19 protein-coding genes are annotated in these 18,794 nt (G+C 61.4%); 8 read left to right on the top strand and 11 right to left on the bottom strand.

What is annotated here, in order from left to right; translation table 11 throughout:
- Nucleotides 1-14: 14 nt before the first annotated feature.
- The 5 genes from UL81_RS10100 (at nt 15) to UL81_RS10080 (ending at nt 4,648) form a co-directional block, all read left to right on the top strand.
- On the top strand, nt 15-518 hold the full coding sequence (locus UL81_RS10100; protein ID WP_407921711.1) for an NUDIX domain-containing protein: 504 nt from the start codon (nt 15-17) through the stop codon (nt 516-518).
- A 29-nt stretch (nt 519-547) separates the two neighbouring features.
- Complete coding sequence (locus tag UL81_RS10095; protein ID WP_035105424.1) at nt 548-1,498, top strand: ABC transporter ATP-binding protein; 951 nt, start codon at nt 548-550, stop codon at nt 1,496-1,498.
- Nucleotides 1,498-2,280 carry an ABC transporter permease gene (locus UL81_RS10090; RefSeq protein WP_035104358.1) on the top strand — a complete coding sequence of 261 codons (783 nt, stop codon included), beginning with the start codon at nt 1,498-1,500 and terminating at the stop codon, nt 2,278-2,280. Before UL81_RS10095 ends, UL81_RS10090 begins: the two co-directional genes overlap by 1 nt.
- On the top strand, nt 2,277-3,449 hold the full coding sequence (locus tag UL81_RS10085; RefSeq protein ID WP_035104359.1) for a multidrug effflux MFS transporter: 1,173 nt from the start codon (nt 2,277-2,279) through the stop codon (nt 3,447-3,449). The genes UL81_RS10090 and UL81_RS10085 overlap by 4 nt, the downstream gene beginning before the upstream one ends.
- A 107-nt stretch (nt 3,450-3,556) precedes the next feature.
- Nucleotides 3,557-4,648, top strand: a complete 1,092-nt coding sequence (locus tag UL81_RS10080; protein WP_052097660.1) for an HNH endonuclease signature motif containing protein — start codon at nt 3,557-3,559, stop codon at nt 4,646-4,648.
- An 81-nt stretch (nt 4,649-4,729) separates the two neighbouring features.
- Here UL81_RS10080 and cls read toward each other — a convergent pair whose 3' ends face one another.
- From cls to UL81_RS10060, 4 genes are read right to left on the bottom strand one after another with little or no spacing between them, the layout of a single operon-like run.
- Entirely contained in the window at nt 4,730-6,193 is a 1,464-nt protein-coding gene (cls, locus tag UL81_RS10075) for a cardiolipin synthase (protein WP_035104360.1), read from the bottom strand.
- Nucleotides 6,193-7,002, bottom strand: coding sequence for an exodeoxyribonuclease III (locus UL81_RS10070; RefSeq protein WP_035104361.1), 810 nt, complete (start codon nt 7,000-7,002; stop codon nt 6,193-6,195). The genes cls and UL81_RS10070 overlap by 1 nt, the downstream gene beginning before the upstream one ends.
- 3 nt (nt 7,003-7,005) lie before the next feature.
- Nucleotides 7,006-8,019 (bottom strand): N-acetylglutamate synthase, CG3035 family, encoded by a 1,014-nt coding sequence (locus tag UL81_RS10065; protein WP_035104363.1) that lies wholly within the window; start codon nt 8,017-8,019, stop codon nt 7,006-7,008.
- A 3-nt stretch (nt 8,020-8,022) separates the two neighbouring features.
- Nucleotides 8,023-8,637: a peptide deformylase gene (locus UL81_RS10060; protein ID WP_035104364.1), complete on the bottom strand. Its 615-nt coding sequence runs from the start codon at nt 8,635-8,637 to the stop codon at nt 8,023-8,025.
- A gap of 16 nt (nt 8,638-8,653) precedes the next feature.
- On the opposite strand from UL81_RS10060, the gene UL81_RS10055 reads away from it, so the two are divergent.
- From UL81_RS10055 to UL81_RS10045, 3 genes are read left to right on the top strand one after another with little or no spacing between them, the layout of a single operon-like run.
- Nucleotides 8,654-8,914 (top strand): DUF3263 domain-containing protein, encoded by a 261-nt coding sequence (locus UL81_RS10055; RefSeq protein ID WP_035105426.1) that lies wholly within the window; start codon nt 8,654-8,656, stop codon nt 8,912-8,914.
- Nucleotides 8,915-8,924: 10 nt separating this feature from the next.
- Nucleotides 8,925-9,578, top strand: coding sequence for a LytR C-terminal domain-containing protein (locus UL81_RS10050; protein ID WP_236684466.1), 654 nt, complete (start codon nt 8,925-8,927; stop codon nt 9,576-9,578).
- Nucleotides 9,579-9,632: 54 nt separating this feature from the next.
- Nucleotides 9,633-10,790 carry a glutamate--cysteine ligase gene (locus UL81_RS10045; RefSeq protein WP_035104366.1) on the top strand — a complete coding sequence of 386 codons (1,158 nt, stop codon included), beginning with the start codon at nt 9,633-9,635 and terminating at the stop codon, nt 10,788-10,790.
- On the opposite strand, the gene UL81_RS10040 is transcribed toward UL81_RS10045, so the two are convergent.
- From UL81_RS10040 to UL81_RS10010, 7 genes are read right to left on the bottom strand one after another with little or no spacing between them, the layout of a single operon-like run.
- Nucleotides 10,682-11,962: a glycosyltransferase 87 family protein gene (locus UL81_RS10040; RefSeq protein WP_035104368.1), complete on the bottom strand. Its 1,281-nt coding sequence runs from the start codon at nt 11,960-11,962 to the stop codon at nt 10,682-10,684. The genes UL81_RS10045 and UL81_RS10040 overlap by 109 nt on opposite strands.
- Before the next feature lie 17 nt (nt 11,963-11,979).
- Nucleotides 11,980-12,360: a monovalent cation/H(+) antiporter subunit G gene (locus UL81_RS10035; RefSeq protein ID WP_035104369.1), complete on the bottom strand. Its 381-nt coding sequence runs from the start codon at nt 12,358-12,360 to the stop codon at nt 11,980-11,982.
- On the bottom strand, nt 12,357-12,632 hold the full coding sequence (locus UL81_RS10030; protein WP_035104371.1) for a monovalent cation/H+ antiporter complex subunit F: 276 nt from the start codon (nt 12,630-12,632) through the stop codon (nt 12,357-12,359). Before UL81_RS10030 ends, UL81_RS10035 begins: the two co-directional genes overlap by 4 nt.
- Nucleotides 12,632-13,165 carry a Na+/H+ antiporter subunit E gene (locus UL81_RS10025; RefSeq protein WP_035104373.1) on the bottom strand — a complete coding sequence of 178 codons (534 nt, stop codon included), beginning with the start codon at nt 13,163-13,165 and terminating at the stop codon, nt 12,632-12,634. Before UL81_RS10025 ends, UL81_RS10030 begins: the two co-directional genes overlap by 1 nt.
- Nucleotides 13,158-14,999 (bottom strand): Na+/H+ antiporter subunit D, encoded by a 1,842-nt coding sequence (locus tag UL81_RS10020; protein WP_046453552.1) that lies wholly within the window; start codon nt 14,997-14,999, stop codon nt 13,158-13,160. Before UL81_RS10020 ends, UL81_RS10025 begins: the two co-directional genes overlap by 8 nt.
- Entirely contained in the window at nt 14,992-15,492 is a 501-nt protein-coding gene (locus UL81_RS10015; RefSeq protein ID WP_035104374.1) for a Na(+)/H(+) antiporter subunit C, read from the bottom strand. Before UL81_RS10015 ends, UL81_RS10020 begins: the two co-directional genes overlap by 8 nt.
- On the bottom strand, nt 15,493-18,528 hold the full coding sequence (locus tag UL81_RS10010) for a Na+/H+ antiporter subunit A (RefSeq protein ID WP_035104376.1): 3,036 nt from the start codon (nt 18,526-18,528) through the stop codon (nt 15,493-15,495).
- Between the last annotated feature and the right edge of the window lie 266 nt (nt 18,529-18,794).

Raw genomic sequence — 18,794 nt, 5'->3', positions numbered from 1 at the left:
CAATTTTCTCTAGGATGGGCGCTATGACTTTTGCGCACAGTGGTGACGGATGGGCCGCAGGTCCCGGCGGGGTGCCCGCGTGGGGGCTCTATGGTGCTGCCGGGCTGTTCCTGCTGGCAGGGTCTAAGGTGTTGTTGCAGCACCGCGCGACCTGGACCAATCAGGGCGATACCTGGGGCATTCCCGGCGGGGCGCGGGACCTGCATGAATCTGCTGCCGATGCCGCGCTGCGCGAGACCGAGGAAGAATGCGGCATCGCACCTTCTGATGTCTCCGTCTTCCACGTCGTGCGCACCGCCGGGCCTTATCCGCCGGCAGGAGACTTGCCCGGGGACTGGACGTATACCACGGTGCTTGCCCGCACGCTTGACGATGCCCCACTGCCCACCGTGGCCAACAACGAATCCGCTGAGCTGCGGTGGGTGGAGCTCGACGAGGTCGAATCGCTGCCGCTTTTGCCTGCATTTCGCTCGGCTTTTTCCGACTTGCGCGACATAGTGGAGGCCTCCACCGCGTAAAACCTGCATAAGTGTGGCACTCTGGTTTCATGATTGAAGTAGAGGGACTGACGAAACTATATAAGTCCGTCCGTGCCGTAGATGATGTGAGCTTCCAGGTTGAGCCCGGCATTGTGACCGGATTCTTGGGCCCGAACGGTGCGGGTAAGTCCACCACGATGCGCATGATTGTCGGCCTGGATGCGCCCACGGCCGGCTGGGCGCACGTGAATGGGCAGCCGTATTCCGAGCTCAAGCACCCGCTGCGGGAGGTCGGTGCGCTGCTCGATGCGAAGGCGGTGCACCCGAACCGTTCGGCGGCGAATCACTTAAAGTGGATGGCCCAGTCGAACGGGCTGCCCACCTCGCGCGTGGATGAGGTACTCGGGCTGGTCGGGCTTTCCGATGTCGCCGGCAAAAAAGCTGGGGGCTTCTCGCTCGGCATGGGCCAGCGTCTGGGACTGGCGGGTGCGCTGCTGGGTGATCCGGGCGTGCTGATTTTGGATGAGCCGGTCAACGGTCTCGACCCAGAAGGTATCCGCTGGGTGCGTTCCCTGGTGCGCGCGCTGGCGGCGGAGGGCCGCACGGTGTTGATTTCTTCGCACCTTTTGTCGGAGATGTCGATGACCGCGGATCGCCTGCTGGTGATTGGCCGCGGCAAGCTGATTGCCAATGAGTCGACGCATGAGTTTGTCAAGAAGCACTCGCAGTCCTCGGTCATTGTGCGCTCGTCGCACTTGCGCGAGTTCGGCGAGGCGCTGCGCGAGGAGAACTTAAGCTTTATCGAATCTACCGATGTGGAAGGCCGCCCGACCCTGGTGGTCGACCACAGTGATACCGACATGATTGGCCAGCTGGCCTACTCGGTCGGCGTGCCGCTGAATGAGTTGACCTTGCACCAGGCATCGCTGGAGGATGCGTTTATGGAACTTACGGGCCAGGACGTCCAGTACCAGGCTGAGACGCCGCAGGCCCCGCAGGGCGTACAGGAGGAGAACTAATGGTGCTCAATACGCTCAAATCTGAATGGACCAAGCTGTACACCACCCGATCGTTTTGGTGGACCACAGCGCTGTTTTTCTTCTTCGTGCTCGGGTGGGCGCTGCTTATGGGCACTACGGTGCAGGAGCCGTCGCCGGAGATGACCGCGATGGGCATTCCGGCGCTCACGGCCGACATGGTGCTCGCCGTGCTGGTGCTCATGGGCCTGCCGGTGTTGATGATCCAGGCGATCATGGTGGTGACCACCGAGTACCGTTACGGGGTGCAGACCACCACCTATATGGCCAATCCACGCCGCTGGATGGTCGCGCTGGTCAAGCTGGTGATGTACGCGTTTATCGCAGCGCTGTTCGTGCTGATTGGCATCGTGGTGGCCTACGCGCTTGCCGATGCCGTCGCCAAGCCTGCCGTGTCTGATAGCTTCAACCCGTTCGAGGACGAGTTCGCGCAGCGCACCCTGTGGGTCTACCCGGTCGCCGCCGCGCTGTTGGTGCTGTTTTCCCAGGGCGTGGGCCTGCTGCTGCGCCAGACCGCCGGCACCGTGGCGCTGTGTTTGATTCTGTATCTGGGCATTGAGTCGTTCATCGCGATGATTCCGCGTGTGGGCGAAGACATCGTAAACTTTATGCCCTTTAGCGCGTTTAACAACTGGCTCAGCGATATCGCACCGCCAGACAACATGTTCTGGGATTCCAGCACCGGCTATCTGGTGATCTTTATTATCTGGTCAGTCGTTCTGTGGGTGGTAGGAGTGCTGGCGCTGCAAAAGCGCGACGCATGATCCCTACACCTCTACTTCTTTCTCTAGCGCTGCTGTCTGCGACAGCAGCGTTTGCTACGGACATGTACCTGCCGGTCATGCCCGACATCATGGCTGAGTTGGGGGCCAGCCAAGCCGAGGTGCAGCTGACCCTGTCTGCGTTTTTCGTGGGCATGGGATTCGGCCAGCTATTTATCGGCCCGCTTTCTGATGACATCGGCCGCAAACGTCTTCTGCTTACCGGCGCGGTGGGTGCGCTGGTGGCGTCGGTGATGGCGGCGATGGCGCCATCGATAGGCGTGCTCATCGCAGCCCGCCTCCTGCAGGGCCTGGGCGGTGGTGCGTGCGTCGTACTCGCGCGCGCGATCGTCCCAGACCTCGTGGCCGGTAGGGCCGCAGCCAAGACCTACTCGTTGCTCATGGCCATCCAAGGCCTCGCACCTGCCGTAGCCCCGGTCATCGGAGGCCTGCTCGCCGAACCCGTGGGCTGGCGGGGCATCTTTTGGGCGCTGGCTGCACTGCACCTGGTGCAGCTCGTAGTGGCGGTGGTGGCGGTGCCGGAAACGCGGGCATCGTCAGGCACTGCGGGCCTGGGGCGTCGGGTGGGCCGGAACTACCTGGCCGCGTTGAGCAAGCCGCGCGTGTGGGGGTTTATGGTCTCGCTGTGCTTCGGGTTCGCGGTGTTGTTTAGCTACATCTCGGCCTCGTCGTTCGTGATTCAGGAGGCGTTCGGGTTTAGCCCGCAGATGTATTCGTTGATTTTCGCGGTGAACGCTCTGGGTGTGTTTGCTTGTTCGCTGCTGAACGTGCGGATGCTTAACTCCGTGTCTGCGGCAACCATGCTGCGTTTCGGCGTGGGCTGGTCCGTGCTGGCTTGTACGGCGCTGATAACGCTGGTGCGTATCGATGTCCCCGTCGGCTGGCTCCTGGTCGCCCTATGGTTTGCTGTGGCGCCGTGTTCTTTGCTGATGGGCAACTCGATGGCGTTGGCCACCGGTCAGCTGCGGGAGAAAGCCGGATCGGTTTCAGCCGTGCTGGGTTTCGTGCAGTTCTGTTTTGCCGGTGCGATTAGTCCGATGATGAGCATTGGTTCGAATGCGGTGGTCACGATGGCGACATCGATGGTGGTGTGTTCTTGTATCGCGGCGGTTGGTGCGCTGCTGGGAACGCGTGGATTGGAAAACACCTAACCCCTTTTAGACTGGATTTTTAGGCCTGAGGTTCCGAAAATTTCGAAAATGGGGACAATCTCACTTTTGCTTGATAACCAGGGGTTTTGTGCTTTAGTTTGGGTGTCATGACCACCGAAGAAGACGCACTGAGCGTATACCGCCAGCCCGGACTAGAACTGCTCCAGCACTCGCTGGAGCGCCCGGGCGCGCTCGCGCGTGGTCTGGACATGACTTACCAGGAAGTCTCCGCCTGGAAGCATGCAGCGCGTATCTACTTCGGTCCCACCCGCTTTACCAAGAAACAAAAAGAAGCCGTCCGCCTAGCTGCCGGGTACTCGGTGTCACGTTTGCTGCGCATCGAGCGCTTTGCCAAGCGCGTCGCGGAGGAAGACGAGCGCTGGCGCTTCCGCCTCGACGCGTTGGCGTTTGAGGGCACTGCGGATGAGCTGTGCCGCTATCTCAAATCCGCCACGGAAGAACAATCCATCCCACCGGTCGAGCCGAAGCGCGGCACGAACGTCATCCAGCACAGTGAAAACATTTGGAGTTTCACCATGCGCGATGAACCAGCACGCATCGCACAGCTGTTGAAGTCGCTGGATGTGACTGGTTCCGAGGAACGCTTGGACAAAATGTGGTCGATGCTTGCTGAAGGCGGCCAGCTCGTTGAACCGGCCTATCGCACTGTTATTGCCATTGGCCTGGATGATTTCATGAAGGTGATTGCTGGTAAAGGCGATGACGTCATCTTGGGTTGTTCGGATGGCACCACCATGACCGGTGAGGAATACCTCGCGCATCTGCTGGCGGGCCGGATGGGCCAAGACATGTTTGCAGGCCTCTACCACCCAACGCAGGGCCCAGTGAATTTGTATGAGTGCCGTGCGGCCAGCTTTAAACAACGCATCCTGGCTATCTCAGAACAGCTGGCGTGTGCGTGGGATAACTGCCCCACTCCGTCAGATCACTGCGAAGTCCACCACATCGTTGGTCACAAGATGGGTGGCCAGACGAAACCAACGAACTTAACGATGTTGTGTAAGTACCACAACGGCGTGATAGGCAGTACCGACCCCACCGACATGCATGGCCCACGACCGAAACGTGGATATGTCTGTCGGGAAAATGGTCGGGTGGTCTACCAACCACCGGGTAAAGAACCGCCCAGAACCAACCCGCGGCCGGCGGCCAAACGCGGCGCCATGACGTTGGTATAAACCCTCAAAACCTCGAGTAGCCGACCTCCGGGTCGGCTACTCGTCGTGCGCTGTTGGGCTTCCTTATGGCCTCGTCTGCCCTTATACAAGGGCAGACGTGAGGCGCATGACGTTATCGATGTAGCGGCGGAAGAAGCCGCGCTGGTTCCATTCGTCCAAGGTGAGTTCGTGGCTAACTGCGCGGTAGTTGGCGGCCAGTTCGTTGAATTGGTCAATGAGGTTGCCTTGGGCAACGAGCATGGTGGATTCGTAGTTCAGTGCGAAGGAGCGCATGTCCATATTCGATGAGCCGAACATACACAGTGGATCCTGGCCGTAGTCGTCTGGGTCGGTGAGTACGAACTTCGAGTGCAGGACGAAGGGGTAGGGGAATTGGTAGATATGCACGCCGGCCTCAAGGAGTGCTTGGTAGTAGGAGGATTGGGCGTGATTGACGATGAACTGGTCCGCCTTCGCTGAGACATACAGCTCGACGCGGACGCCGCGGTAGCAGGCGGTGGTCACGGCCTCAAGCAGGGATTCGTCGGGGACGAAGTAGGGCGAGACCATCACCAGGCGGTCTTTGGCGTGGTGGACCACGGAGTTGAACATGCGCAGGTTCGGCTCGGTAGTAAAGCCCGGACCAGACGGGATGAGTTGGAGGTAGTTGGAATCCGGGGTGGAGGCGTCGTCGTAAGGCAGCTGGTCGAGGGTGAGCTGTTCGTCGGCCTCTAAGTACCAGTCGACGGCGAACATGGCGGTAAGCGAAGTGACCACAGGGCCAGAAAGCTCGACCATGTAGTCGATCCAGTAGCGATCTTTGAAGCGGTAACGGCGAGTAATGAGGTTAATCGAGCCGATGAAGCCGACTTCGCCGTCGATGACCACGATTTTGCGGTGGTTGCGCAGGTCGGGTCGGCGGAAGCGGAACTTGTGCATCTGGATAGGCAGCATGAGGTGCCAGTCGACGCCGATTTCGGTCAGGCGCTTGCCCAGTGACCAGTAGCCTTTGTACTTGTAGCTGCCAATTTGGTCGAGCAGGAGTTTGACCTCTACGCCGCGCTCGCGCGCGCGGCGCAACGCTTGGTACAACACGTCGGTGTCGTCATCCCAGGATTGGATGTAGACCTCGATAAGCACGTATTTTTCGGCCTTGTCGATGGCTGCGGCCATAGCGCGCAGGCACTCGTTGTAGTCGGAGTGCAGGCCTAAGTTGTGGCCGACCAGGGCCGGAAAGCCGGTGAGCCGTCGGTTAAGGCGTATGACGGATTCGACTTCCGGGGATAGTCTGCCCTCGGGGTGGTCGGGGGTTTGTTCGGTAACGTCGCCGATCATTTCTTTGGCTTCGCGCTGGATGCGGTGGCGACGGCGGTTGATCCAGGGCGAGCCCATCAGCAGAAACAGTGGCAGGCCGATAAAGGGCAGCAGCAAAATTGCCAGCAGCCAGGCAGTGGAGCTGGCAGGGCGGCGGCCTTCCGGAACGACGCCGACGGCGATGATTTTGATGCCGTAGTCGAGGATGAGGAAGGCAAGCTGCCAAAAAGATAGATCGATGCTCAGCGACATTAACGTACCGAATCAAAATCGGGCAGATCGTAGTCTGCAATCAAAAGGCAGTGGTCGGAGGTCTTATCGCCGGCCCGTTCGGTGAGATCGATGTCGGCGGTGGTGCAGGCATCGGCAAGCGTTGCACTGGCCAGCTGGAAGTCGATGCGCATGCCTTCGTTTTTAGGGAAACGGAAGCCCTTGTAATCGAAGTAGGTGTAGCGCTTGTCCAGCGTATGGGCACGGGTGACCTCGGTCAGGCCGGCCTCAAGCAGCATCTGGAAGGCAGCGCGCTCAGGTTCGGTGACATGAGTCTTGCCGCGGAAGGCTTCGATGTCCCAGACGTCCGTATCGCGCGGGGCGATGTTGAAATCACCAGTCAGTAAGAACTTGGAGTTGCTGCGGCTCTCGGCGTAGCGGGCTAGCTGGTAGAGAAACTGCAGCTTGTAGGCGTAGTGGCGGTCGGTGATTTCGCGGCCGTTGGGCACGTACAGCGACCAGATTTCGATACCGCGGATGCGCGCACCGATGGCGCGGGCCTCCAGAGACTGCTCGGCCTCAGGATCCTTGGCAAAGCCAGGCTGGCCGGGAAACGAGGTCCAGACCTCCTCTGGTTTCTCGCGGGAGATGATCGCCACGCCGTTCCACTGGTTCAGTCCGAAGCAGCTGACGTGGTAGCCGGCTTCTTCGAAGGGTTCGGTGGGGAACTTATCGTCGGCCACTTTGGTTTCTTGCAGGCATAACACGTCGATGTCGTGTTGTTGCAGCAAGTTGATGGCCCGGTGCGCGCGGGTGCGCACGGAGTTGATGTTCCAGCTGGCGATACGCATGTTCTACAGGGTACCGCTAATGCGTGTGGCATAGCGATGCCGGTGCTGTTCGACGAAGCCGAGTTTGTGGTACAGCCCGATGCCCGCGGTATTGGAGGCTTGGACCTGCAGGTACGCGGCATCCGCGCCGTGGTCTAGGCCCCAGCTCAGCATGCGGGCACCGAGCAGGGTGGCCAGTCCTTGGCGGCGGAAGGCGGGGTCGACTTCGACGGCGGAATAGCCGAGCCATATATCGCCGTTGCCGGCGGAGGTGAGGGTGCCGCGGGTGATGGCGACGGTGGAGCCGTGGGCATCGTAAAGCTGGCCAAAGCCCATGTGCCCATCGATGTGCTGGCGTAGGTACTCCAGGGCCTTCGGCGGTAGGGCTTGGCCGCGGAAGTGGTAGAGGTTTAGCCAGGCATCGTCAGGCTGGTCGGTGATGGCGAAGCGGAAATCGTGATCCGTGCGGGCGGCGGAGTTGGCGATGTCCACGGTGGCAGGCAGGTCGCGGGCGACCATGACCAGGATTTCGGGTTCGACGTCCCAGTCGGTGATGAGGCGCTCTGCAGGCTTGCCGATGCGCTCAGGCACCAACAGTCGGGTCGGCAGGTTATGGCGGCGGTAGAAGGCATCGATTTCCTCGATGGGCACGGGGTTAAACCCGGCAGACGGGCCCAGCGGGGCGGCGGAGTTCGACCGGCCGGTCACGCCGTCGCCTGCGCGCATGAGCCACTGGCCATCGGAGGTCCAGGTGTGCTCTTTGCCAGGAAATGCCTTGGCGGTGGCAGTTTCGACGGCGCGGATATCGGAGTTGCGCACGGTGTACGGGGAGAGCTTTTTGATGATGTGTAGCTCGTTGGCAGGGATTTCGATGGCGTCTTTGTCCGAGGGGTAGCCACCGGCCATCTGGGGGCGGATGCGCAGCGGGTCGAGCGAGAGGACGTGGCCGATGACATCGGAATGCCCGCCATCGACGACGCGGCGGGCTACGACGCGGTCGCCGATTTCTACGGCATCGGAGCGGAAGATGTAGCTCATGGGTTAGTCGTCGTGGCCAAACGGGTCGGCGTCTTCGCCGGGCATCCAGGTCAGTCCTGCTTCGGTCCAGCCGTTGCGTTTGATGGTCTTTTTCGCCTGGCGCTTATACCGGCCGGTAAGGACGTCGGTGTAGACGTAGCCGTCGAGGTGGCCGGTTTCGTGCTGGAGCATGCGGGCGAAAAAGCCGTAGCCTTCCAGCTCGATGTCTTCGCCGTGTTCGTTTTTGCCGGTGACTTTGGCCCAGTCGGCGCGGCCGGTGGGAAAGCCTTCGCCGGGCACGGACAGGCAGCCTTCGTCGTCGGAGCCGTCATCGGAAGGCATGGTCTCGGGGATTTCCGAGGTTTCTAAGACGGGGTTGATGACGCAGCCTTTGCGCATGCCGCCATCGGGCTTGTCGGTGCCTTCGGGGCCGTCGGTGTCCGGGCAGTGGTAGACGAACAATCGCTTCGCGATGCCCACCTGGTTCGCCGCCAGACCTACCCCGTTGGCGACGTCCATGGTTTCGTACATGTCGGCGATAAGCTGCTGGAGCTCCGGGGAATCGATGGACTCTGTGACCGGTTCGGTGGGGTTGTGCAGAACCGGATCGCCGTGGATAACAATTGGCCGAATAGTCATGGCCTACAGTTTAGGCATGGACCCTTTGTCAGACCTAGACGCGGCCATCTTAGAGTTCGAGTCGCACGCCCCGCGCGCGATGGGTGCGAAGGAAGAAGCGATCCGCAAGCAGTTGGATTTATCGCCGGTGCGCTATCACCAGCGGTTGAACGTGTTGTTGGATAATCCGGCGGCGTTGCGTGAGTATCCGGTGCTAGTGAAGCGTTTGCAGCGGGTGCGTGAGCGTCGCGAAGACACGCGGCGGGGGATCGTGCACGACGGCGGGGCCGAACGCTAAAGTTACGGCTGTGACTAATGTGAATCCGGAGAATGTGGAACAGGAATCAGGCGCTGAGGCGAGTGCGGCATCGTCAGGCAGTGCGGCTGCAGGACTGCCCCTGCGCGGGTTGGCCATGGTGCTGATCGCAGTCGGTGTGATGCTGGGCCTGTGGGGCCTGTACGCGCTAACGTCCGATGGCGGCGAGGACGCGGACACGGCAGCTGATACGGCCCAGACCGCGCCTGCTGAGGGTGGGGCGCCAGAGGGCGAAGCTGGGGGTGAGCCACCTGCGCAGGACGGCGCGGAGGACGAGGCGAACCGCGAAGGCTCCGCCGACGAGGCGGAACGTGAAGGCGATGAGGCGGACCGCGAGCAGGTGGCCCCTGCACCGGCAGAGGAGATTCGCGTGAACGTGCTGAACAACTCCACGGTGCCGGATTATGCGAAAAATGAGGCAGAGGTGCTGGATCGCGATGGCTATGCCACCGCGCACGTGGGCAACCTGCCAGATGAGATGTACCCGGAGACCACGGTGTACTTTGCGGAGGGCAATCCGGAGGCAGAGCGCGTGGCGCGCGAGCTGGCTGACCGCTACCAGGGCGTGGCGAAGGTACAGCGCGATGACCTGCCGGAAGAAACCCGCGATGGCCAGGTCACCGTGATTTTGGTCCAGGCGCCGTAGAATTTTTCGAATTTTATCTCTCAATTTCTAGCGTTGAGTAGATAGGATGAACGGGTGAATACTCCGGAAGAAAAGTTCGCCCGTTCCGCCGAACCCACCTTGGGTGTCGAGTGGGAAGTGGCGCTAATTGATCGCCAGACCCGCGACTTGGTGCCGCGGGGAGGCGAGCTCGTCGATAAGGTGCGTAAGACGCATCCGGACGTGCACCTGGAAAAAGAATTCCTCCAAAACACCGTCGAGCTGGTCACTGGCGTGTGCAAGACGGTGCCTGAAGCCATGGCGGATTTGGAGCGCAGCCTGGCAGCGGTGCGCGAAGCTGCTGATGAGATGGGCGTGGACCTGTGGTCATCGGGTGGCCATCCGTTTTCAGATTTTCGCAAGAATGCGGTTTCGGAGAAGTCGGCGTATTCGGAGATTATTAACCGCACTCAGTACTGGGGGCAGCAGATGCTGCTGTGGGGCACGCACGTGCATGTCGGTATTCGGCATGAGGACCGCGTGTGGCCGATCATTAATGCGTTGATGACGAAGTATCCGCATTTGTTGGCGATCTCGGCAAGTTCGCCGGCCTGGGAGGGCCTGGACACCGGCTATGCGTCGAACCGGACGATGCTGTATCAGCAGCTACCGACTGCGGGTATGCCGTACCAGTTTGCCAACTGGGAGCAGTGGCAAGACTACATGCGGGACCAGTCGATTTCGGGCGTGATAAACCACACCGGGTCGATGCACTTTGATATCCGCCCGGCCTCGAAGTGGGGCACGGTGGAAGTACGCGTCTCGGATGCGGCATCAAACCTGCGCGAGCTCTCGGCGATTGTGGCGCTCACGCACTGTTTGGTGGTCCACTATGACCGCATGATTGACCGCGGGGAGGAGCTGCCCACCCTGCAGCCGTGGCACGTGGCTGAAAACAAGTGGCGCGGTGCACGCTATGGCATGGAAGCGCTCGTGATTACCTCGCGTGACACCGATGAGCGCTGGGTGACCGAGGAGCTCGAAGAGATGATTGAGCAGCTGCTGCCGCTGGCAGAAGAGCTCGACTGTGCCGACGAGTTGTTGTTAGTCCAAGAGATTATCGACGGCGGTGCGGCCTACCAGCGTCAGCGCGCGGTCTTCGAAGAGACTGGCAGCTGGGAAGAGGTGGTCTCGCGTACGTCGGCGGAGATGGATGAATTGCGCGCGCCGGGCAGGAAGCCCCACACGGCGTAGACGCCGATGAACAGCAGGCCTGCTCCGCAGAAGATGAAATCTGCCGGCAGGAAGTAGTTCAGGGAGATGTCGTAGTAGTTCCTAAAGGACAGGGTGCGGAAGACGACGTGGTTGATGAAAGGGGCCATCGTTAAGCACATGGCAACCACGGAGCCCAGTCCAGCGAGCTGACGGCCCAGCGGGGTGGTGGCACGCGCGCCCAGGAAGCGGTTGGTCTTAATGAGGATGACGACGGCCAGCGGGACGACCCAGACCCAGTGGTGGTACCAGGAGAAGGGGGAGACCAGGCAGGCCGAGATGCCGGTCAGCGCCATGGCAGCAGAGCGGTTGTGGCGAATGATCGCGGTGCGCAGCGCCAGGCAGGTCAGCGCGACGACGATGGCGACCAGGATGAGCCAGACCGCGGTGGAGTCGGTGCCCACGGTGCGATAAAGCAGAGAGCGGATGGACTGCGCGCCGGGGTTGGTGTGCTCGCCCACGCGGTTGGAGTTGAACATTGCATCGGTCCAAAAGACCATCGCGTCGGGGATGACCACAAAGCCGATGGCGACGGTGACCAGGAAGGTGGCGATGCAGCCGACGACTGCACCCCAGCGGCGCTGCATGAGAAAGACCAGGCCGAAATAGGCCGGGGTGAGTTTCATGCCTGCAGCCAAGCCGGTGCCGATGCCAGGCAGGCCTCGGCGGCCCACGAGCAAGTCCAGGCTGACTAGCAGCATGAGGAAGATATTGATCTGGCCGAAGAACGCGGTGCCGTGGACGGGCTCGAGCGCGGTGGAGCAGGCGACCAGCAGCACGGCGAGCAACCACACGCCCGGGGTGAGCTTAATGCCGCGCTCGCGGAAGACCAACAGCAGCACGGCCAACAGGGCTAAGCCGGTGAGGATGTGCCAGGTCCAGGTGAGGGTGGTGGCATCGAATAGCGCGAGCGGGGCAAACAGGATGGCGGAGAAGGGCGGATAGGTAAAAGGCAGGTTGGCGACGTAGGCGGCATCGTAAAGCGGGGTGCCTGCGGTGACCTCAGCGCCAGCCTGCGCGTAAATCCACAGGTCGAGCGGCAGGCGGGCGTGGAAGGCGTGATCGTCGGGCCACACAATGAAGCGGTAGACGATTAAACCCACCAGGAGTGCCAGAAAGACACAAATGGTGGGGAGACCAGTGATCTTTTTCACGTGACCGATGCAGCTTCCTACTTTCGGCGCAGCGACTTTCCGGCGGGGCGGTCGTTGCGCGACATGTGTTCCTCGGAACCGTACAGGCCTTCACGACGCGCGATGCGTGCCATGCGCTGGGCGGTTACGGGGCTGGTGATCATCGCAAACAATACCAGCAGCACGAGGATGCCCAGATCGCCGCGTTCGGCGACACCGAAAGTTTCAGAGCCAGTCACCCGGATGAGTGCGCCGAGGATGGTGAAGATCAGCCCGATGGTTTGCGGCTTGGTGATGGGGTGCACACGCGACATGGTGTTGTCGAAGCGCGCGACACCGACGGCGGCAGCGAAGATGAGGATGGAGCCGGTCAGGACGAGGACCAGCGAGATGATGTCAGCGATCAGTGACCAACTCATTGGGTATCCCTCTTCCTAAACTTGGTGGCAGACACGGTGGAGATGAAGCCGAGCAGGGCGACGACCAGCATGGCATTGGCCACGGTGGTGTTCAGTGACCAGCAGATGTAGGTGGCCATCGCGCACTGGAACATGGCGATGAAACCATCCATGCCGACCAGGCGGTCCATGGAGTTCGGGCCGACGACGATCCGCCAGGTGGTGATGAAAAAGGCTGCGATGAGGAAGGCTGCGGCGACGGTAAGGATCGCGGTGTAGATGGACGGATCCATTAGGCGTGCCTCCTTTCGAAGATGCGGATCATGGCTAATTCTAGTTTGGCCACGGCGTTGATTTCGCGCTCGATGGCAGCATCCGAGCCAGCATCGAGGATGTGGATGGTGAGCATGCGGTTGGCGATGTCGATATCCGAAATCGTGCCACCCGGCTGCAGGTTGTACAGCATAACGGCGACTGACAGAACGAATTCGTTTTCCAAGCGCATGGGGACTTCGACGATGGCTTGCTTAGGTACTTCCTGCGGGCGCAGGGCCAGCCAGGAAACTTTCAGCGAGGCGAAGAAGAGCTCCCAGGCCCAGATGAATAGGTACTTAATCAGTGCGCCGTAGGAGATGCGCACGCCGGTTACTGGCATGGCGGGCAGCGGCAGGGCGAAGACGATGAGCAAGCCGACGCCCAGGCCAGCGAAGACGTTGGCCCAGGATAGCTCGCCCATGAGCATGCACCACATGACCATGATCCATACGACGAAGCCGGGGCGGAAGCGGTGACGCACGCCTTGGAAACGATTGCGGGCTTTACTCATCGTTATCACCTTGCGGTTCGAAGGTTGGATCGGTTTCGCCGTCGGTATTTGCCTCCGGCGCGCGGCCGGAATCGGATGGGGTGTCCTGGGCCGGTGGGGTGGAGGAGGTGGTCGCGGCTTCGTCGCGTGCGGTGTTCGCGGCGTGCTCGTTGCGGTTTTCACGTGCGTCTGGGCCGCCCTGATAGCGATCCTGCGGGTCGAGGTGCCGGGTGGGGTTGTCGGCGGTATCGCCAAGCACGGCGTACTGGTAGATGCTGCGGTCCTGCGCGGAGTCTGCTGCGCGGCCGGCGATATTCGAAATCGGGCCGGCCATAAACGTGATGGACACCGAGGCAGCGACCAGTACGGCGGTGGAGGCGAGCATGCCAAAAGGAACGCGGCCTACGTCTTGGCGGTCGGTGAACTCGACCTCGTCGGTGATATCGCCCAACGGGGAGGGGCGGGCAATCGCCTTGTTGCCCTCCGGCGCATCGGCGCGGTCGCGGAGGAAGCCTTTGGCCCACACCAGGACCATGACGTACAGGGTCAGCAGAGAGGTGATGACGGCGCCACCGATAAGGACCCAGGACAGCCAGGAGCCTTCCTCAGCACCGGCTTGGAGCAAGATGATCTTGCCCAAGAAGCCGGAGAAGGGCGGGATGCCGCCGAGGTTGACTGCGGGGATGAAGTACAAAATCGCAATCAGCGGGGCGGTGTAGATCAGCGAGCCCAGACGACGCAGGGAGGATGTGCCGCCCTGGCGCTCGATAAGGCCGACGACCAGGAAGAGCGCGGTCTGGACCAGAATGTGGTGCACGGCGTAGAAGATGGCGCCGGTCAGTCCGTGGGCGGTGCCCAGGGCGACGCCGAAGATCATGTAGCCGATGTGGCTGACCAGGGTAAACGACAGCAAACGTTTGATGTCTGTTTGCGCCATCGCACCCAAAATACCGACGACCATGGTGGCCAGTGCGACGACCATGAGCAGGGTGTCTAGGGAGCCATCGGTAAATACGGTCGTGCGCGCACGAATGATGGCGTAGACACCAACCTTGGTGAGCAGACCTGCGAAGACCGCGGTGACCAGCGACGGTGCGGTGGGGTAGGAGTCCGGCAGCCAGGCATCGAGTGGGAAGACGGCGGCCTTAATACCGAAGGCGATGAGCAGCACGCCGAAGATGGCGGTGCGGGTGCCTTCTGGGATGTCTTCCATGCGGATGCCGACCTGCGCCATGTTCACCGTGCCGACCGAGGCGTAGATAAACGCCAGGGCGAACAGGAAGATCAGCGAGGATGCCATCGAGACCATGACGTAGCCGACACCAGCGCGCACACGGGCAGGCGACGCACCCAGGGTCAGCAGGACATAAGAGGCGACCAGGAAGATCTCGAAGCCAACGTAGAGGTTGAACAAGTCGCCGGCCAGGAAGGACACATTCACGCCCATGGTCAGCAGCATGTAGGTCGGCAAGAAGACGGCGACCGGTTCGTCCTTGGTGCCGTCGCGCACGCCCTGGGAGATGGCGTACCACATCACGCAGAACAGCACGATGGCTGAGGTAAACAGCATGACCGAGGACAGGCGGTCTGCGACCAGGGTGATGCCAATTGGGGCGTCCCAGCCACCGATCTGGAGGGTCTGGATGCCCTCGGCGTCAGCGATGATAATCAGCAGCGCGTTGACCACGGCGGTGGCCAACAGGCCGAAGAATGCGATCTGGCGCTGGATGCCCGGCTGGCGGGCGAAGAACAGGCTGACCGCGGCGGCCAATGCCGGGATGATGACCGGCATGGGGATGAGGTAGCCGATCCAGGGCAGGAGGGCATCGACAAGCGGGCGTAAGGTTTCAGTCATCCTTGGCCCCCTTGACTGGCTCTTCGAAGAAGTCGTGGCCGAACTTGTCGCCTTCCTTGGTCACGCGACCGGTGGTCGGGTCGTTGGAGGCGTCGTGGTCGGCACTCGCAGCGGCCTTGTCCGGACGGGACGCAATGGCCGCAATGGCGGTGTCCTCTGCGTCGTCCTCGATGACGTCGGCGGTGCGGTAGCGGTACTGGCGGTACGCCAAAGTGAGGATGAACGCCGTGAGCGCCATGGAAATCACAATGGCGGTCAGGATCATGGCCTGGGCCAGCGGGTCGGCGACTTCTTCGCCGTACTGGAGGGATTCGCGGTCCCAGACCGGCGGGGAGCCTGCCGAGCCACCTGCTTGCAAGATGAACAGGTTCGCGCCGTTGCTGATCAGGATGATGCCGAGCAGCATTTTGGTCATTGCGCGGTCTAGCAGCAGGTAGGTGCCCGCGGCGACAAGCGTTCCGGCAGCCAGGAGGAGGAAGAGATTGGCTTCCATTTAGCGCTCCTTTCCGGGGGACTGAGGTTCGGCGGGTTTCGATTCTGAAGTCTCTGCAGGCTCTGCAGACTCTGCTTGCTTGGCAGGCGGTGGGTCAGACACAGCGCGGGCGGCAGCACGAGCCGGGGTCTTTTTCGCACCGGACTTTTGTGCCGCGGAGCGCTGACGCTGACGACGAGCCAGCGAGCGAGCGCGGTCACGTGCACGCTGCTTACGCATCTCTTCTTCGTGGTCCAGCTTGGAGCCCAGCGAATTCAAGATGTACAGCGCCAGGCCAACCACGATGAGGTAGACACCGGTATCGAAGACCAGGGCGGACGGTAGCGACATCGAGCCAATCAGCGGGATGTCGACGCTGGTGTAGGCCGAGGCCAGTGGTGGCAGGCCGAAGAACATCGGTGCGACGATGGCCACCAGGGAAATCAGGAGGCCGGCACCCATGATGCGGCCGCCATCGATAGGCAGTGCTTCTTCCAGCTCTGCCCAGCCGCCGGCCAGGTAACGCAGGGTCAGCGCCAGGGCAGCCACCAGGCCACCAGCGAAGCCACCGCCCGGGGCGTTGTGGCCGGCAAAGAAGAAGAACAGCGACAGGGCCATCATTGACGGGAAGAGAACGCGGGTGGCGACATCGATCATGAGCGAGCGGTTGAGCTGCTGCTCGGTCTCGACACCGGCGGCCAGCCAACGACGGCCGGTCACACGCAGGGTCGGACGACGCGACGGGCGCGCGAAGGACTGGGTGCGGAAAATCAACGAGGCCAAACCAATGGCGGCGATGATCAGCACCGTGGTCTCACCGAAGGTATCCCAGGCACGCATGTCGACCAGCAGGACGTTCACGGCGTTGGAGCCGTGGCCGATCTCCTTGGCCAGCTCCGGCATGGTCTCCGAAATCGGACGTGCGGAGCGGGCGTTGATAGCAAACAGTGCCACGAGGGTGACGGCGAGGCCAACGCCGACCGACAGCCACGCGCGCAGGCGACCCATCTTCGGGTCTTGCTTCCACTCCACGGAGGCGGGCATCTTACGCAGGACCAGCATGAAGATGACCATGACGATGGTCTCGACCAGCAGCTGGGTCAGTGCGAGGTCCGGTGCGCCGTGCAGGGCGAAGATGAACGCCAGCGCGTAGCCGGTAATGCCAACCACGATGACTGCAGACAGGCGGTTGTTGATCACCGTGGCGGCGGTAGCAGCCATGACGATGACCAGTGCAGCACCGATCTGCCAGGGATTTTCGGCGACAATCATGCGCACATTAGTCAGGTCGCCAGAAATCAGCGAGATGACCGGCAGCAGGATTAGCGTGCCGAAGATAACGGTCAAGTTGAACTGCAGCGAACCGCGCTGGGTCGATGCGGTCAAGTGCAGCGAGACGGTGCGCAGGGAGTTGATGACGGTGTCGTAGGCATCGTCAGCCGAGCCGAGTGCCGGGTAGGTGAACTGCCAGGTGTGCAGGACCTGGCGCTGCCAGTGCAGGATAATACCGGCGACGATGATAATCGCCGAGAGGCCAAGCGCGACGGTAAAGCCGTGCCACAGTGCCAGGTAGGTCTCTTCGTCGGTGCCGAAGATGTTGTCCAAGTGCTGGTTGACAGCCGAGGACAGAGGGTCCGGCCAGATACCAAAGAGCACGGTAAGAGCAGTCAGGATGGCCGGCGGAATCCACAGCATGCCGCCCATCGGGTGCATGTTTTCCACGGCCTCGGACACGGTGCGGTCCTTGGTGGCAAACGCACCCCACAGGAAGCGCAGGGTGTAGGTCATCGTGAGGATGGAACCTGCCACCACGCCAACCAGGATGATGTTGCGCGGCATGCCCACCAGCAGTTCTTCTTCGAGCAGGGTTTCCAGAACGGATTCCTTGGACACGAAGCCGAACAGCGGTGGGATGCCAGCCATCGACAGTGCAGAGATGGTGGCGATGATAAACAGCACCGGCTGCTTGCGGCCGAGGCCAGACAGCTTATCGATGTCGCGCGTGCCCGAGGTGTGGTCAATCGCACCGACGACCATAAACAGCGCTGCCTTAAACAGCGAGTGGGCAAAGGTCAGCGCCAGGCCGGCCTGCATGGCCTCGCGGGAGCCAATGGCCATCACGGTGGTGATAAAACCCAGCTGGGACACCGTGCCATACGCCAGGACCAGCTTGAGGTCTTTTTGCTTCAGGGCCATCCAGCCGCCGAGCAGCATCGTAAACAGGCCGAGCGGGAGGACGACGAGGTGCCAGGTGGCAACCTCGTGGAACTCTGGGGCCAGGCGGGCAACCAGGTAGATACCGGCCTTGACCATGGCTGCGGAGTGCAGGTAGGCCGAGACCGGCGTCGGGGCAGCCATCGCGCCTGGCAGCCAGAAGTGGGCGGGAGCGATAGCGGATTTGGTCAGCGCGCCGACCAGGATGAGCACGATGGCGACGGTGACATACGGGACGTGGACGATGTTGTCCACCTCGGCGATTACGGTAAACGACCAGGCGCCGGTTTGGCGGCCGAGGACGACGATGCCTACGAGCATCGACAAGCCGCCCAGCACAGTGACCATGAGCGCTTGCTGAGCGGAGCGGCGCGAGGATGCGCGTTCGCCGTAGTAGCTGACCAAGAGGAAGGACAGCAGGGAGGTGATCTCCCAGAAGACGTACATGAGCAGGAAGTTGTCGGATAGCACCAGGCCATACATGGCGGTGGCAAAGCCGACCATCTGCGCGCCGAAAATAGCGAGGCGACGTGGGGTCTTATCGAAGTATCCCCAACAGTAGGCGAGGACGAGTGCGCCAATGCCCAAAATAATCAGCGAGAATTGGGCCGCGAGTGCATCCATCCGCAACGAAATTGCCAAGTTTGCATTCGGCATCCATTCGATGCGCGCAGTGTAGGCAAAGTCGTTATCGAAAGCGCCGTTAGTAAATTGCGTGAGCGTCCAGAAAAAGCCCACGCCGGGCACAATCGCAAGCAGACCAAAAGCGGGTCTGCCCATGTAGCGGATAAGGAAGGGCGCCGCGACCGTCGCGACTATGAGGGCGCCGAACAGAGTAATCACGGGCTTGTCTGCGCTCCTTATGTGTTGGTCAGTTTTTCAACGGTCGGCCGTGGCACGTCTGCGACGTCCCTGCTCGAACACGGAAGTTGCCCCACTTACTCGGGCAGCTACGCAAAAGCGAGATTTCACTGATTTAACACGTACACACCTGTTTACCCGGCTTCCGGTGAAGCGAACTAAACCAAAAGCCGGGATGGCGGGTGGGCGGCGTCATTGACGGCGCGGCCAGCTTATTAAAGGTTACCTGTTTTTCACTGCATGTAAAA

The sequence above is a fragment of the Corynebacterium camporealensis genome (genome assembly GCF_000980815.1).
In the GTDB taxonomy this organism is placed as follows: domain Bacteria; phylum Actinomycetota; class Actinomycetes; order Mycobacteriales; family Mycobacteriaceae; genus Corynebacterium; species Corynebacterium camporealense.
Note: the sequence above shows the minus strand (reverse complement) of the source record. Positions and strands in the feature narration are given on the sequence as shown.

Bases quoted from the DNA above. Each gene is read 5' to 3' on its own strand.
- UL81_RS10080 (WP_052097660.1), top strand. From the start codon at position 3,557: ATGACCACCGAAGAAGACGCACTGAGCGTATACCGCCAGCCCGGACTA.
- UL81_RS10035 (WP_035104369.1), bottom strand. From the start codon at position 12,360: ATGAGTTGGTCACTGATCGCTGACATCATCTCGCTGGTCCTCGTCCTG.
- UL81_RS10020 (WP_046453552.1), bottom strand. From the start codon at position 14,999: ATGACTGAAACCTTACGCCCGCTTGTCGATGCCCTCCTGCCCTGGATC.
- UL81_RS10090 (WP_035104358.1), top strand. From the start codon at position 1,498: ATGGTGCTCAATACGCTCAAATCTGAATGGACCAAGCTGTACACCACC.
- UL81_RS10015 (WP_035104374.1), bottom strand. From the start codon at position 15,492: ATGGAAGCCAATCTCTTCCTCCTCCTGGCTGCCGGAACGCTTGTCGCC.
- UL81_RS10055 (WP_035105426.1), top strand. From the start codon at position 8,654: ATGGACCCTTTGTCAGACCTAGACGCGGCCATCTTAGAGTTCGAGTCG.
- UL81_RS10070 (WP_035104361.1), bottom strand. From the start codon at position 7,002: ATGCGTATCGCCAGCTGGAACATCAACTCCGTGCGCACCCGCGCGCAC.
- UL81_RS10085 (WP_035104359.1), top strand. From the start codon at position 2,277: ATGATCCCTACACCTCTACTTCTTTCTCTAGCGCTGCTGTCTGCGACA.
- UL81_RS10065 (WP_035104363.1), bottom strand. From the start codon at position 8,019: ATGAGCTACATCTTCCGCTCCGATGCCGTAGAAATCGGCGACCGCGTC.
- UL81_RS10030 (WP_035104371.1), bottom strand. From the start codon at position 12,632: ATGGATCCGTCCATCTACACCGCGATCCTTACCGTCGCCGCAGCCTTC.
- cls (WP_035104360.1), bottom strand. From the start codon at position 6,193: ATGTCGCTGAGCATCGATCTATCTTTTTGGCAGCTTGCCTTCCTCATC.
- UL81_RS10025 (WP_035104373.1), bottom strand. From the start codon at position 13,165: ATGAGTAAAGCCCGCAATCGTTTCCAAGGCGTGCGTCACCGCTTCCGC.
- UL81_RS10100 (WP_407921711.1), top strand. From the start codon at position 15: ATGGGCGCTATGACTTTTGCGCACAGTGGTGACGGATGGGCCGCAGGT.
- UL81_RS10095 (WP_035105424.1), top strand. From the start codon at position 548: ATGATTGAAGTAGAGGGACTGACGAAACTATATAAGTCCGTCCGTGCC.
- UL81_RS10060 (WP_035104364.1), bottom strand. From the start codon at position 8,637: ATGACTATTCGGCCAATTGTTATCCACGGCGATCCGGTTCTGCACAAC.